The sequence below is a fragment of the Streptomyces sp. WAC05374 genome (assembly GCF_004353505.1).
Taxonomy (GTDB): domain Bacteria; phylum Actinomycetota; class Actinomycetes; order Streptomycetales; family Streptomycetaceae; genus Streptomyces.
Window position 1 is genome coordinate 281,503 of the sequence record NZ_SMNQ01000006.1, and the last position, 12,482, is coordinate 293,984.

General features: G+C 71.6%; 16 protein-coding genes and 2 pseudogenes. 10 read left to right on the forward strand and 8 right to left on the reverse strand.

The features are described from left to right. Positions 1-53 precede the first annotated feature (53 nt). On the forward strand, positions 54-941 hold the full coding sequence (locus tag E2B92_RS15435) for a glycoside hydrolase family 19 protein (protein ID WP_126888784.1): 888 nt from the start codon (positions 54-56) through the stop codon (positions 939-941). Between the two features lie 137 nt (positions 942-1,078). Here the strand turns inward: E2B92_RS15435 and E2B92_RS34130 are convergent. Continuing rightward, positions 1,079-1,195, reverse strand: a pseudogene (locus E2B92_RS34130) (copper chaperone); the annotation flags it as partial. A gap of 159 nt (positions 1,196-1,354) precedes the next feature. Between E2B92_RS34130 and E2B92_RS15445 the strand changes: the two are divergent. Beyond that, positions 1,355-1,727, forward strand: a pseudogene (locus tag E2B92_RS15445) (DUF1326 domain-containing protein); the annotation flags it as partial. An 88-nt stretch (positions 1,728-1,815) separates the two neighbouring features. On the opposite strand, the gene E2B92_RS15450 reads toward E2B92_RS15445, so the two are convergent. From E2B92_RS15450 to E2B92_RS15460, 3 genes are read right to left on the reverse strand one after another with little or no spacing between them, the layout of a single operon-like run. Further along, positions 1,816-2,262 carry an SRPBCC family protein gene (locus E2B92_RS15450; RefSeq protein WP_126888783.1) on the reverse strand — a complete coding sequence of 149 codons (447 nt, stop codon included), beginning with the start codon at positions 2,260-2,262 and terminating at the stop codon, positions 1,816-1,818. Positions 2,263-2,296: 34 nt separating this feature from the next. Continuing rightward, a complete protein-coding gene (locus tag E2B92_RS15455; protein WP_126888782.1) occupies positions 2,297-2,533 on the reverse strand; it encodes a DUF397 domain-containing protein in 237 nt (78 codons plus the stop codon). Continuing rightward, the gene (locus tag E2B92_RS15460) at positions 2,530-3,309 is read right to left on the reverse strand and encodes a helix-turn-helix domain-containing protein (RefSeq protein WP_126888781.1); all 780 of its coding nucleotides are present in this window, start codon (positions 3,307-3,309) and stop codon (positions 2,530-2,532) included. The genes E2B92_RS15455 and E2B92_RS15460 overlap by 4 nt, the downstream gene beginning before the upstream one ends. Before the next feature lie 213 nt (positions 3,310-3,522). Here E2B92_RS15460 and E2B92_RS15465 point away from each other — a divergent pair, with 213 nt between their 5' ends. Then, the gene (locus tag E2B92_RS15465) at positions 3,523-3,930 is read left to right on the forward strand and encodes a hypothetical protein (RefSeq protein ID WP_126888780.1); all 408 of its coding nucleotides are present in this window, start codon (positions 3,523-3,525) and stop codon (positions 3,928-3,930) included. 32 nt (positions 3,931-3,962) lie between these two features. On the opposite strand, the gene E2B92_RS15470 is transcribed toward E2B92_RS15465, so the two are convergent. Beyond that, complete coding sequence (locus E2B92_RS15470) at positions 3,963-4,805, reverse strand: putative protein N(5)-glutamine methyltransferase (RefSeq protein WP_126888779.1); 843 nt, start codon at positions 4,803-4,805, stop codon at positions 3,963-3,965. A gap of 227 nt (positions 4,806-5,032) precedes the next feature. On the opposite strand from E2B92_RS15470, the gene E2B92_RS15475 reads away from it, so the two are divergent. After that, positions 5,033-5,584: a VOC family protein gene (locus tag E2B92_RS15475; protein ID WP_126888778.1), complete on the forward strand. Its 552-nt coding sequence runs from the start codon at positions 5,033-5,035 to the stop codon at positions 5,582-5,584. On the opposite strand, the gene E2B92_RS15480 is transcribed toward E2B92_RS15475, so the two are convergent. Continuing rightward, the gene (locus tag E2B92_RS15480; RefSeq protein WP_126888777.1) at positions 5,484-6,026 is read right to left on the reverse strand and encodes a MarR family winged helix-turn-helix transcriptional regulator; all 543 of its coding nucleotides are present in this window, start codon (positions 6,024-6,026) and stop codon (positions 5,484-5,486) included. The two genes, E2B92_RS15475 and E2B92_RS15480, sit on opposite strands and share 101 nt — an antisense overlap. Further along, the gene (locus tag E2B92_RS15485; RefSeq protein WP_126888776.1) at positions 6,023-6,628 is read right to left on the reverse strand and encodes a type 1 glutamine amidotransferase family protein; all 606 of its coding nucleotides are present in this window, start codon (positions 6,626-6,628) and stop codon (positions 6,023-6,025) included. The genes E2B92_RS15480 and E2B92_RS15485 overlap by 4 nt, the downstream gene beginning before the upstream one ends. A gap of 206 nt (positions 6,629-6,834) precedes the next feature. On the opposite strand from E2B92_RS15485, the gene E2B92_RS15490 reads away from it, so the two are divergent. The 3 genes from E2B92_RS15490 to E2B92_RS15500 all read left to right on the forward strand — a co-directional run bounded on the left by E2B92_RS15490 (position 6,835) and on the right by E2B92_RS15500 (position 9,720). Then, entirely contained in the window at positions 6,835-8,199 is a 1,365-nt protein-coding gene (locus tag E2B92_RS15490) for an aspartate aminotransferase family protein (RefSeq protein ID WP_126887854.1), read from the forward strand. 66 nt (positions 8,200-8,265) lie between these two features. Continuing rightward, positions 8,266-8,946, forward strand: coding sequence for a GntR family transcriptional regulator (locus E2B92_RS15495; protein ID WP_126887853.1), 681 nt, complete (start codon positions 8,266-8,268; stop codon positions 8,944-8,946). A 123-nt stretch (positions 8,947-9,069) separates the two neighbouring features. Then, entirely contained in the window at positions 9,070-9,720 is a 651-nt protein-coding gene (locus E2B92_RS15500) for a hypothetical protein (RefSeq protein WP_126887852.1), read from the forward strand. A gap of 29 nt (positions 9,721-9,749) precedes the next feature. On the opposite strand, the gene E2B92_RS15505 is transcribed toward E2B92_RS15500, so the two are convergent. Further along, positions 9,750-10,499 carry an SLATT domain-containing protein gene (locus tag E2B92_RS15505; protein WP_185923694.1) on the reverse strand — a complete coding sequence of 250 codons (750 nt, stop codon included), beginning with the start codon at positions 10,497-10,499 and terminating at the stop codon, positions 9,750-9,752. Positions 10,500-10,772: 273 nt separating this feature from the next. Between E2B92_RS15505 and E2B92_RS15510 the strand changes: the two genes are divergently transcribed. From E2B92_RS15510 to E2B92_RS15520, 3 genes are all read left to right on the forward strand, one after another. Continuing rightward, the gene (locus tag E2B92_RS15510; protein ID WP_126887857.1) at positions 10,773-11,114 is read left to right on the forward strand and encodes a YbaB/EbfC family nucleoid-associated protein; all 342 of its coding nucleotides are present in this window, start codon (positions 10,773-10,775) and stop codon (positions 11,112-11,114) included. 91 nt (positions 11,115-11,205) lie between these two features. Next, positions 11,206-11,805 carry a recombination mediator RecR gene (gene recR, locus E2B92_RS15515; RefSeq protein WP_126887851.1) on the forward strand — a complete coding sequence of 200 codons (600 nt, stop codon included), beginning with the start codon at positions 11,206-11,208 and terminating at the stop codon, positions 11,803-11,805. Further along, positions 11,798-12,457, forward strand: coding sequence for a DUF5063 domain-containing protein (locus E2B92_RS15520; RefSeq protein ID WP_126887850.1), 660 nt, complete (start codon positions 11,798-11,800; stop codon positions 12,455-12,457). The genes recR and E2B92_RS15520 overlap by 8 nt, the downstream gene beginning before the upstream one ends. The last annotated feature ends 25 nt before the right edge of the window (positions 12,458-12,482 follow it).

Sequence of the window (12,482 nt, forward strand, 5' to 3'; positions counted from 1 at the left end):
GACCACTCACGGTTCGGTAGGGGCGGCCACCCCCCACCGAAAGGTCAAGCCCCATGCGTCGACGCCTGTTGACCCTCTTCGCCGCCCTCGCCACGGCCGTCGGCCTGGCAGTGGTCCTCCCCGTCTCCACCGCCTCGGCGGCCGAGTGTGCCGCGCCGTGGAGCTCCTCCACCGTCTACACGGGCGGCAAGACCGCCTCGTACAACGGCCGCAACTGGCTGGCGAAGTGGTGGACCCAGAACGAACGGCCCGGCTCCGCCGACGTCTGGTCCGACCAGGGCGCGTGCGGCGGAGGCGGCGGCACGCCCACCCCGTCCCCGTCCGGCTTCGTGGTGAGCGAGGCCCAGTTCAACCAGATGTTCCCGAACCGCAACTCGTTCTACACGTACAGCGGCCTGACCGCCGCGCTCAGCGCGTACCCCGGCTTCGCCAACACCGGCAGCGACACGGTCAAGAAGCAGGAGGCCGCCGCGTTCCTGGCGAACGTCTCGCACGAGACGGGCGGCCTGGTCCACATCGTGGAGCAGAACACCGCCAACTACCCGCACTACTGCGACCGCAACCAGCCCTACGGCTGCCCGGCAGGCCAGGCCGCCTACTACGGCCGCGGACCCATCCAGCTCAGTTGGAACTTCAACTACAAGGCGGCCGGTGACGCCCTCGGCATCGACCTGCTGGGCAACCCTCACCGCGTCGAGCGCGAGGCGCCCATCGCCTGGAAGACCGGCCTCTGGTACTGGAACACCCAGAACGGCCCGGGCACGATGACCCCGCACAACGCCATGGTCAACGGCGCCGGCTTCGGCCAGACCATCCGCTCCATCAACGGCTCCCTGGAGTGCGACGGCAAGAACCCGGCCCAGGTCCAGAGCCGCATCAACAACTACCAGCGCTTCACCCAGATCCTGGGCGTCCCGACGGGCGCGAACCTGAGCTGCTGAGGCTCCGTTCCCCACGCACGAGGGCGGCCACCCGCGGGGGGCCGCCCTCGCCGCCCTCACCGGCTCGTGCGTCGGGAGTGCGTCGGGAGTGCGTCGGGAGTGCGACGCGGCCCGGGAGGGCGCGTGAGGCGGGCACGCGGCCCGTCACGCCATGTGCTTCTCGACGAAGATCACCACCGCCCCCCGGCCATCGCCGCGATGTTCATGACCCCCAGCGGGATGAAGACGATCATCAGCCCCCAGCAGCAGCCCAGGCGAGAACGGCGATCAGCACGAGCAGTGACCAGGCGGTCACCAGCGCCCGGGGCGACAGCAGATTGCCCCGCCGCAGCGGGGGCTCGGTCGCCATCCGGCGGTGGTACGTGGTCGTGGCGGCCCTCCGGGAGTGGGTCGGTGCGCCTGCCCTTCCAGGACGCGAGGCCATACCGATGATCTTCGGCGGTCAGGCGGGCAGTTGGCCCGCCGAGTTCGCCAGGGTGGCCGCCATGGAGACGCGGGGCATGGAGTTCGCCCCGATCACGTTCACGATCGACGACGACCTGGGCTCATGGAGCGCCGCCATCCCCGGCCGCGGAAGCCCGCGCCGAGGCGCTGACCGGTCCGACGACCCCGGAGGGCGCCCGCGTCCAGACGGTGAACCTGCCCGGTTCCGAAACGGGCCCGGGCCAGGTCGCGACCCGGGGCCGGTCGATCGCGGACCGGGCCGACGCCTACGGATTCCAGTGGAGCCGCGCGGGCCAGTCCAGCAAGCACATCACCTTCGACTGGGCGGGCCCCGACCAGTAGCCGGCCGACGAAGGGACGCGGGGCCTGCCGACGAGGGGACGCGGGGCCCGAAGCTCGTCCGGGCCCTGCTTCTCCCGCCCCCCGTGTCCTACGGGCGTGCCTCCAGGATGTCCTTCAGGTGCCGCTCGTTCCTCGGCAGCTCCTTCTTCACGCGCGGACGGACGACCAGCGGCACGAGCACCTTCCCGATCCCGTGCGACTCGAAGTCCAGGTCCAGCGTCACGCGCGACCGCTCGCCGTCGCCGATCGGCTCGACCGTCCCGTGCACATGGCCCCGAACCGGGCCGTCGACCCCGTCCATACGGAAGCTCCGCGGGGGGTCGTACTCGCTCATCTCCATGGTCATCGGCATCCGCCGGCGGCCCATCTGCCGGGTCACCCTGACCCGGGAGCCCAAGCCGCCGGAGGCGCCTCCGGCCGGGGTGACCGCCAGGGCGCTCTCCTGCCACTCGGGCATGTGAGAGGTGTCGGTCAGGTAGGAGAAGACGTCCTCGGGACGACGCGAGATCTCGACGCTCTGCCTGATCGCGGACATCTCGCCCCCTTTCAGGTGATTCCTACCAGTAACCCTACTCGGCCCAGTCGAGGAAGGACCCCCAGGCCGCCGGCGCGACGGCGAGGACGGGCCCGCCGGGGTTCTTGGAGTCACGGACGTGGACGGTGTGGGGGCAGGCGGCCACCTCGACGCACTCGCCGCCGCTGGAGCTGCTGTACGAGGACGTACGCCAGTCGAAGGCGACTTCGACGCAGTCGCCGCCGCTGCTGCTGCTGTAGCTGGACTTGAACCACCGCAGGGTGCTGGTCATCTCGGCTCTCCTGCCAACCGCTCGATGAGGCCCAGCGATTCACGTCGATCCAGGGCCTGGGCTCGGATCCTCGCATACCGCTGGCCGTACGTACTCACCTTTGCCGGGTCCTTGATCAACAGGCTCTCGTCTTGTGGCTCCAGGTACACGAGGTGGTCGTGCTCCGGAGTTTCCACCAGGTTGATATCTCCCCGATCACCAGCGTGCTCCCCGCTCAGCCCGCAGTCCAGTGGCAGCACCTGAACCGTCACGTTCCGCCTCCGCGCGCAGTCCGCGAGGTGCAGCAACTGTCCGTGCATGACCTCCGCGCCGCCGATCGTGCGGCGCAGCACCGACTCCTCCAGGACCAGCTCGACCAGCGCCACCGGCTCCCGCTCGAACAGCTCCCTGCGCGCCATCCTCGCCTCGACCAGCTCCTCCACCCGCCGCTCCGGCAGCGGCGGGTACCCGCCGCCGATCAGCGCCCGCGCGTACGCCTCCGTCTGGAACAGCCCGTGCACCACCAGCGTGGCGTAGAGCGACAGGCTCACCGCCTTCTGCTCCAGCAGCGCGTAGTTCTTGAACTGCTCGGGGTGCTTGTCCAGCCGCACGTACAGCCGCGCCTGCTCGAACAGGCCCAGCCCGTCGCCCAGCACCCGTTCGAGCTGCACCAGCATCGCGTCGCTGGCCGGCTGGGCGCACGTCTCCATGGCACTGACCGCCGCACCGGTGAAGCCGATCTCCTTGCCGAGCTGTTCCTGCGTCCAACCCTTCCTGGTCCGCATCTTGCGGGCCATGTCCGCCACGAGTCGCGTCGCCGGACCCGCCGTTTCCTTGTTCTCGGTTCGCGCCAAAGTGCGTCACCGCCTCGATTCAACCGGTCTCAACCGGTCACAACCCGACCCCGCCGAATTCGACTGCCATGGGACGCCGTTCCCGCAGGTCAACGCGGGTCCTACGGGCTTCCGCAGTCGTGAGGAACGCTAGCCGTGACGGTCCACGATGTCCTTGTGAATGCGCCAAGTTGCCACGCGAACTTCGAATGGATTCCGGTGTCCGGATTCCAACTCCGCAAAGCGGGGGTGCAATTCGACGCCGTACGCGTCGACGGGGACGACGGGCGGCGGGTCGCCGACCTCCTGGAGTGCATGACCGGAGGCGACCCGGGCCCCGTCGTCGTGGAGGCGAACGGCCGGCGGGGCGTGTACTTCCTGCTCCCGCCGGGCAGCACGCCGGGCCGTGCCTGGCCGCCCGGCGCGATGCCGTTCAACGCCTGCCGGGGCACGGTGAGCTACGTGCCGGTGCCCGCGCTCGGCGGGCACACCTGGCCGCTGTCGTGGCGGTGCCCGCCGACCGCCGCCGACCGGTTCGTCCACCCGGTCCTGCTGCGCTCCACCCTGCTCGCCGTGGGTTGCTGAGGTGGGTTGCCGGGGCCGCCGGGACGAGGGGCTCAGCCGCCGCCCCTCGGGGGCCCCGGTGCGCTCGGCGACCCGGACGGCGCGGCCCGGTCGCGTGCCGCGACGACCACCGTGGCGTACAGGTCCTCGCAGGTCATGACCCGCGGGGTCAGACCGGCGGAGGTGACCACGGCCGTGGCGGTGGCGGCCTGGTGCTCGCTCGTCTCGAACAGCAGGCTGCCGCCCGGCGCCAGCCACTCCGGCGCCCCGGCCGCCACGCGGCGCAGCACGTCGAGCCCGTCGGCGCCGCCGTCCAGCGCGACGCGGGCCTCGTGGACGCGGGCCTCGGCGGGCAGCAGCTCCACCTCCTCGGTCGGGACGTACGGAACGTTGGCCAGCAGGACGTCCACCCGGCCCCGCAGTTCCGCCGGGAGCGGCTCGTACAGGTCGCCCTCGAAGACCCGGCCCCCGGCGGCCGTGATGTTCCGCCGGGCGCACCGCACGGCGGCGGGGTCGATGTCGGCGGCGTACAGCTCGGCGCCGTCCACGTCGGCGACGAGCGACACGCCCAGCGCGCCCGAGCCGCAGCACAGGTCGACAACCACCGCCCCGGGCGGGGCGAGGGACGCGGCCTGGGCGACGAGGAACTCGGTGCGGCGGCGCGGCACGAACACGCCCTCGTCGACGGCGATGCGCCGGCCACGGAACTCGGCCCAGCCCAGCACGTGTTCGAGGGGGTGCCCGGCGGCGCGGCGCTCGATCATCGCGTCGAGCTCACCGGGCGCGGGGGCGGTGGACAGCAGCAATCGCGCCTCGTCCTCGGCGAAGACGCACCCGGCGGCGCGCAGCCTGGTGACGGTGGTGGAGAAGGAGAGGGGAACGGGTGTCGCGGGCATGTGAGGTGACTGCCTTTCGGGACGCCTGAGGGCGCTCCCGGGTGCCCGTGTCCTACGAGCCGTGGGAGGGGAGAGCCCTGCCTGACCTGGCGTTGATGGGTCTCACCTCCTCGATGGATCTCCGGCTGGAGACGCGAACACTACCCGACCGGCGCGCGAAGGACAGGAACTGACCTATACGCCTCCTACTGTCGGTGTCGACGACGACCTGTCACGGAGGTCCCACCATGTCCGTACGCGCGGTTCCCGAGGGCTACACCACCGTCACGCCGTGGATCATCACGCATGACACGGCCGGTCTGATCGACTACCTGGAGCGGGCCTTCGGCGCCGAGGACCTGGGCCGGTTCGTCATGGAGGACGGCTCCATCGGGCACGCCGAGCTGCGGATCGGCGACGCCCGGGTGATGGCGTTCGACGGCCCGCGCGACTGGCCGGTCACTCCCGCGTTCCTGCGGCTGTACGTCGAGGACGCGGACGCCACGCACCGGCGGGCGGTGGAGGCCGGCGGGACCTCCGTCACCGAGGTGACGCCCCTGTTCTTCGGCGACCGGGTCGGCCGGGTGCGCGACCCGTTCGGCAACCTGTGGTGGATTCAGACCCACGTGGAGGACGTCGACGAGGCCGAACAGGCACGGCGGATGACCGACCCCGAGTACGTCGAAGCCATGGAGTACGTCATGGGCTCCCTGTACCAGCCGTTCGGCCCGGACCCGTCATCGAGCCCGAACCCGTCCCCGAACCCGGACCCGGACCCGTCCCCGGACCCTCGTCCGTGACCGCGTCCATCGCCACCGACAGCCGTTCCAGTACGCGGGCCGTCTCGGCGAACGCCTCCTCGCCCAGCTCGGCGGCCAGGCGCGTCGCCAGCTCCGCGTGAGCCGGCTCTATGCGGGCGACCGTCACCCGGCCCAGGTGTGTCGGCGCGAGGAGCTTGGCGCGCCGGTGGGCCGGGTTCGGCTGGTACTCGGCCAGGCCCTCGCGCACCAGCAGGTCCGCGATCCGCTGCACGCTCTGCCGGGTGATGCCCATGGCCCGGGCGATCCCGGAGACCGGCAGCGGTTCGGCCAGCACGGCCCCGAGCACCTGCCACCACGCGGCGGTGAGCCCGGCCGGCTTGGCCAGCTTCTCCGAGACGGCGAGGAACTGGCCGTTCAGCCGGAAGACACCCAGCGCCGTGCGGCTGAGCAGGTCCTGCACGTGCCGTTCGACACGGGTCATGAGTTCAGTTCCTCGTAGGCGGCCGGGTCGGAGTCGTGGAACAGGCGGTACCAGGCGTCCAGCTTCGCGCCCTCGAACGCGCCCATCCTCCCCAGAACCTCGCGGGCGAACGCGACCGGCTCGGTGGGCCCGGCGGTGATCAGGTCCCCGTCGGTGACCGCGTCCGTGTCGACGTAGTGCTCGCCGCCCTTGTAGCCGGTCGCCGCGAGGTAGAAGGAGACCGCGCTGGTGTGCGGCCGGTCGTCCAGCAGCCCCTCGCGTGCCAGGCCCGCGGTCGCCCCGCATATCGCGGCCACCGGCACGCCCGCGTCCAGGAACGCCCGTGCCGTGGCGGCGAACGGCGCCAGATCGTCGCTCGTGTCCCAGAGGTCGGCGCCCGGGAGGATCAGCAGCGCGCTGTCCTCGGGGCGCAGGTCCGCGAGGGCCGCGTCGGGGGTGATGCGCAGCCCGCCGATGCTGGTCACCGGCTCGCTGGTGGGGCCGACCGTGCGGATTTCGTACCCGCTGCGCGCCAACCAGGCGGTGGCGTGGCCGGTCTCCCAGTCGGCCAAGGTGTCGTAGACGGCGAGATGAACGGTCTTGCGCTGATTGGTGCCGGACATGGGGGCCTCCTGTGTGGGCGTGCCTGCGGCGGTGCTGCGGATTCCGTTCAATCGTTCGAGCTGATGACAGAATACTGTCACGACGACAGAATGCTGTCAATACCCTTCTCCCCGGCCCCACCCCCGACACCCTGCCGAGCCCCGCCCCTTCCGCCATACAAGATGGCCATACCGGCGCCCACCAGCGCGTCCTTACCCTGGGCGCCATGACCCCTCATGCCGATCTCGCCGATCCCCGCGCCGGTGCCGCCGTCAAGGCCGCCGACCGCGCCCACGTGTTCCACTCCTGGTCCGCCCAGGGCCTGATCGACCCGCTCGCCGTCGCCGGTGCCGAGGGTGCGCACTTCTGGGACTACGACGGAAACCGCTACCTCGACTTCACCAGCGGCCTCGTCTACACCAACATCGGCTACCAGCACCCCAAGATCGTCGCCGCGATCCAGGAGCAGGCGGGCAAGCTCGCCACCTTCGCGCCCGCCTTCGCCATCGACGTACGCTCCGAGGCCGCACGCCTCATCGCCGAGCGCACCCCCGGCGACCTCGACAAGATCTTCTTCACCAACGGCGGCGCCGAGGCGGTCGAGAACGCCGCCCGCATGGCCCGGCTGTACACCGGCCGCCCGAAGATCATGAGCGCCTACCGCTCGTACCACGGCGCCACCTCCACCGCGATCAACCTCACCGGCGACCCACGCCGCTGGGCCTCCGACACCGCCTCCGCCGGCGTCGTGCACTTCTGGTCGCCGTTCCTCTACCGCTCGCCGTTCTATGCCGAGACCGAGGCGCAGGAGTGCGAGCGCGCCCTGGCGCACCTGGAGGACACGATCGCCTTCGAGGGGCCGCAGTCCATCGCCGCGATCATCCTGGAGACCGTCCCCGGCACCGCCGGCATCATGACCCCGCCGCCCGGCTACCTCCCCGGCGTCCGCGAGATCTGCGACCGGTACGGCATCGTCCTCGTCCTCGACGAGGTCATGGCGGGCTTCGGCCGCACCGGCGCCTGGTTCGCGGCCGAGCACTTCGGCGTCGTACCCGACCTGCTGACCTTCGCCAAGGGCGTCAACTCGGGGTACGTCCCCCTCGGCGGCGTCGCCATCTCCGCCGAGATCGCCGCGACGTTCGACAAGCGGCCCTACCCCGGTGGCCTCACCTACTCCGGCCACCCCCTCGCCTGTGCGGCCGCCGTCGCGACCATCCAGGTCATGGCCGAGGAGAAGGTCGTCGAGCAGGCCGCCCGGCTCGGCGAGACCGTCCTCGGCCCGGGTCTGCGCGAGCTCGCCGAGCGCCACCCGTCCGTCGGCGAGGTGCGCGGGCTGGGCGCCTTCTGGGCGCTGGACCTCGTCCGCGACCGCGAGACCCGCGAACCGCTCGTCCCGTACAACGCGACCGGCGAGGCGAACGCCCCCATGGCGGCCTTCGGCGCGGCCTGCAAGAAGAACGGCCTGTGGCCCTTCATCAACATGAACCGCACCCACGCCGTGCCCGCCTGCAACATCACCGAGGCCGAGGCCAAGGAGGGGCTCGCCGCCCTCGACGCCGCCCTCTCGGTCGCCGACGAGCACACCGCGTAACCGGCTCCGTACGCCCCCTCCGGCTGGCTTAAGGTGTCCGGAACCGGACGGAGGGGGCCAGAAGCCATGCCCGCGAGCGGAGCTGTCACCCGCAACACCCTGCGGCAGCAGATCGCGGACGCGCTGCGTGACGAGGTGCTCGCGGGGCGTCTCCAGCCGGGTCAGGAGTTCACGGTCAAGCACATCGCCGAGCAGTACGGCGTGTCGGCGACGCCCGTACGGGAAGCGCTGGTCGACCTCACGGCCCAGGGGCTGCTCGACTCCGACCAGCACAAGGGCTTCCGCGTCCACCAGTTCTCGGTCGAGGACTACCGCGGCATGGTCGAGGCCCGCGCGCTCATCGTGGACGGCATCTTCCGCCGCCTGTCCGACCGGGCCAACGCCCTCCACGCGCACGGGGCGCCGCTGGTGTCCGTACGGCGGCGGGCCGAGGAGGCGGCGCGGGCGGCGCGCGCCGGCGACCTGGACATCCTGATCGGGTACGACCTGCGCTTCTGGCGCGAGCTGAGCGGCTTCGTCGCCAACCGCTACATCGCGGACTTCCTCCACCGGCTGCGCGTCCAGGCGTGGGTGTTCGCCGTGCCGCACCTGCGCGCCGCCCGTGAGCCCGGCGCGTGGCTGTGGAACGGCCACGAGGAACTCGTCGACGCGGTCACGCTCGGCGACCCCGACGCGGTGATGGCCGCCATCGACGCGTACAACGCCCACTCGATGCGGTGGGCCGACCACCTCGACGGGCTGGGCTGACGGCTCTTACCGCTCATCCCGTATGGGTATGGGATGGGCACCCGAGCCGCGCACTCATCGTCCCGACCGCCTGCCGTAAACCCGCGTAAGCGCGTACGCACCTGAAGGAGAGCGGAGTCTCCCTTGGCCTGTGACCTGTGGTTGGTCCCCCTCGTCGACGTGCTGTGCCACAGCCCCGACAACCCCTTCGCGGAAGAGATCGCCGCCTACGACAAGGCCCTCACCGAGGCGGGCCTGCCGACCGTGCCCGTCTTCGCCTACATGCCGGGCCTGTCGGGCGACGTGGCGCCGGTCGCGGGGTTCGACTATGACGCCCTGCACTTCCTCCGCCGCGCCTACCTCCTCCAGATCTGCGGCCTCGCCGTCACCCCGGTCGACGAACTCGGCGGCGACTACGAGCAGCTCCTGGAGATGTTCGAGTCGACGGCCCAGCAGTCCCACCTGGTGTGGCACTACGACCACGCGGGCGCGTACGTGCCGGTCGACTTCCCCACGCCGCTGTCCAACGAGGAACTGCTGGCCGGGGGCGGCCCCCTGGGCTCCGCCCAGGGCCTGCTGCGCGAGCTGGAGTACGTCGCCCCGTCGATCGGCATCGACCCGGCGAACCCGCCCGCCGCACCGCACCCGCCGGACCGTCCCACGGCCCTGGAGGAGCCCGCGGGACCGATCCCGTACGACGACAGCCCCTTCGCCCGGGAGCGCCACGTGTGGCTGGGCCTGCACGCGGCGGCCACCCGCAGCCTGGGCCAGGGCTCGATGATCATCTTTAGCTGACCCCCCACCGCCCCGCGGCCGCCGGGGGGTCAGCGGGGCTCCGGCGGCCGCTGGCGCGGCATGTTCGGGCGGGTGCCGGGCGGGAGCGGGAAGCGGCCCAGGGGCTGGCCGTTCTCCGCACGGGGCGGCGCGCACGACAGCGTCGACTGCATCACCAGCGGCGCCGGCCCCGAGCGGAACTCCACCATCCAGTCCGCCGTCTCCGCCCGCACCAGCTCCGTCACGTCCTCCGAGAACCGCCGCAGCACACCCAGGCACCGCTCCGCCGCCTCGCTGGCCGTGCCCTCCGCCGGGCCCAGCACCTCCCGGATGCTCTCGGCCGCCCAGTCGAACTGGAACGCCTGGAGGCGCCGCTGCACCGCCTGCGCCGTCGCCACGTCCCGCATCCACCCGGACGTGAACCCGAAGTACCGGTCGCAGGCCAGGCACGCGGCGCCCAGCAGCAGCGACACGTACCCCCACCCCGACGCCCCGTCCAGCGCGCCCGTCAGGTCCAGCAGGGGCAGCCCCGCGCCGGCGATCGCGCCCAGCGCCGTACCGATTCGCAGCGCCCGGGCACCCCGCCGCTTCCAGGCGCGGTCCTCCAGGTACCACCCGGCCGTCCGCAGAGCCTGGTCCTCCACCCACCGGTAGAGCTCGTCCAGCCGCTCCGCCGGCTCGCCCCAGTCGCCGAGCGGGAACGGGCGCCCGCTCAGATCGCCGCCGTGGCCGCCGGACCGGTCGTGGCCGGCGCCCTCCCCCCGGGCGGGCCCCCCGGGCTGCATCTCCGGCTGGCTCACCGGGGCACTCCTCTGCGCTCTGCGTGACAATCCGTGACGTGCGGGCGGTGCGATGCGCGTGTGCGTACTGGTGCGCATGCCCTTTCCTACCGCCGAATGGTGGGCCGGAAGCGCGAAATCCCAGGATTTCCGCCCGCAAGAGGGGCTTGATCAGCTAGGGGGCACGCCCGTTTCTCACACGAAAGAGTGAGGCCGTGTGGATGGGGCGGACCATCCGGCGACCACGTAGGCTCGGCATACCGAATACTCATCGTCGAAATGCCAGGAGTGACCGTGATTCCCGGTGGTGGCCAGCCCAACATGCAGCAGATCCTCCAGCAGGCCCAGAAGATGCAGCAGGACCTCGCCCGTGCCCAGGAGGAGCTGGCGCGCACCGAGGTCGACGGGCAGGCGGGCGGCGGCCTGGTGAAGGCCACGGTGACCGGCTCGGGCGAGCTGCGGGCCCTGGTCATCGACCCCAAGGCGGTGGACCCGGAGGACACCGAGACCCTCGCCGACCTCGTCGTCGCCGCCGTCCAGGCCGCGAACGAGAACGCGCAGGCCCTCCAGCAGGCCAAGCTCGGCCCGCTCGCCCAGGGCCTCGGCGGCGGCGGCATCCCGGGCCTGGGCTTCTAGCCCCTCCGCGACGGGCTGCGGCGCCCGCCCTTCTAACCCGTACGCACAGCAACTACCGTAAGCATCACAGCACTCCACGAGAGGCGTTCCGTTGTACGAAGGCGTGGTTCAGGACCTCATCGACGAGCTGGGCAGGCTGCCAGGCGTCGGTCCCAAGAGCGCGCAGCGGATCGCCTTCCACATCCTCCAGGCCGAGCCGACCGACGTACGCCGCCTCGCCCATGCCCTCATGGAGGTCAAGGACAAGGTCCGGTTCTGCGCGGTGTGCGGCAACGTCGCGCAGGAGGAACGGTGCGGCATCTGCCGTGATCCGCGCCGTGAGGAGGCGGTCATCTGTGTGGTCGAGGAGCCGAAGGACGTCGTCGCGATCGAGCGGACGCGCGAGTTCCGGGGGCGGTACCACGTCCTCGGCGGCGCGATCAGCCCGATCGAGGGCGTCGGCCCCGACGACCTGCGGATCCGCGAGCTGCTGGCCCGCCTGGCGGACGGAACGGTCACCGAGCTGATCCTGGCGACCGACCCCAATCTGGAGGGGGAGGCCACCGCGACGTATCTGGCGCGCATGGTCAAGCCCATGGGCCTTAAGGTCACGCGCCTCGCCAGCGGACTTCCCGTTGGCGGAGACCTGGAATACGCCGACGAGGTCACGCTCGGGCGTGCGTTCGAAGGGAGACGACTCCTCGATGTCTGACGCCACACTGCACGCGCACTCGATGGACCCCGACAGCTTCGCGGTCCAGATCGCCGACTCGATCGAGTCCTTCATCGTCGCCACCACGGAAGTGGCGAAGGGCGACGAGCCCGACAGTGCCGTCCCGTTCCTGCTCCTGGAGGTCTCCCAGCTCCTGCTCACCGGCGGGCGGCTGGGCGCCCACGAGGACATCATTCCGGAGGAGCGGTACGAACCGGACACGGGGCCGGACCTGGACGTCGATGAGCTGCGCATGCGGTTCGCGGCCATGCTCGACCCGGTGGACGTCTTCTCCGAGGTCTTCGACCCGTACGAGCCCCGCAAGGCGCCCGTGCCGTGCCGGATCTCGGACAACCTGGCCGACATCATCATGGACCTGCGCCACGGGCTGGCCCACTACCGGGCGGGCCGCACCACGGAGGCCCTGTGGTGGTGGCAGTTCTCGTACTTCTCCAACTGGGGCCCCACCGCCTCGGCGACCCTGCGGGCCCTCCAGTCGCTGGTCTCGCACGTCCGCCTCGACCAGCCGCTGGAGGAGCTCGACGGGCTCGACACGGACGAGGACCTCACCGAGGAGGCCCTCGCGGAGGAGGCGGGCCGGGTGATGGCCCAGGAGATCCTCGGCCCCCTGGGCATGCGTACGGTCAAGTAGCCCCCGCCTCGCCGGCGTCTCGGGT

Bases quoted from the DNA above. Each gene is read 5' to 3' on its own strand.
- E2B92_RS15435 (WP_126888784.1), top strand. From the start codon at position 54: ATGCGTCGACGCCTGTTGACCCTCTTCGCCGCCCTCGCCACGGCCGTC.
- E2B92_RS15450 (WP_126888783.1), bottom strand. From the start codon at position 2,262: ATGTCCGCGATCAGGCAGAGCGTCGAGATCTCGCGTCGTCCCGAGGAC.
- E2B92_RS15455 (WP_126888782.1), bottom strand. From the start codon at position 2,533: ATGACCAGCACCCTGCGGTGGTTCAAGTCCAGCTACAGCAGCAGCAGC.
- E2B92_RS15460 (WP_126888781.1), bottom strand. From the start codon at position 3,309: ATGGCCCGCAAGATGCGGACCAGGAAGGGTTGGACGCAGGAACAGCTC.
- E2B92_RS15470 (WP_126888779.1), bottom strand. From the start codon at position 4,805: ATGCCCGCGACACCCGTTCCCCTCTCCTTCTCCACCACCGTCACCAGG.
- E2B92_RS15475 (WP_126888778.1), top strand. From the start codon at position 5,033: ATGTCCGTACGCGCGGTTCCCGAGGGCTACACCACCGTCACGCCGTGG.
- E2B92_RS15480 (WP_126888777.1), bottom strand. From the start codon at position 6,026: ATGACCCGTGTCGAACGGCACGTGCAGGACCTGCTCAGCCGCACGGCG.
- E2B92_RS15485 (WP_126888776.1), bottom strand. From the start codon at position 6,628: ATGTCCGGCACCAATCAGCGCAAGACCGTTCATCTCGCCGTCTACGAC.
- E2B92_RS15490 (WP_126887854.1), top strand. From the start codon at position 6,835: ATGACCCCTCATGCCGATCTCGCCGATCCCCGCGCCGGTGCCGCCGTC.
- E2B92_RS15495 (WP_126887853.1), top strand. From the start codon at position 8,266: ATGCCCGCGAGCGGAGCTGTCACCCGCAACACCCTGCGGCAGCAGATC.
- E2B92_RS15520 (WP_126887850.1), top strand. From the start codon at position 11,798: ATGTCTGACGCCACACTGCACGCGCACTCGATGGACCCCGACAGCTTC.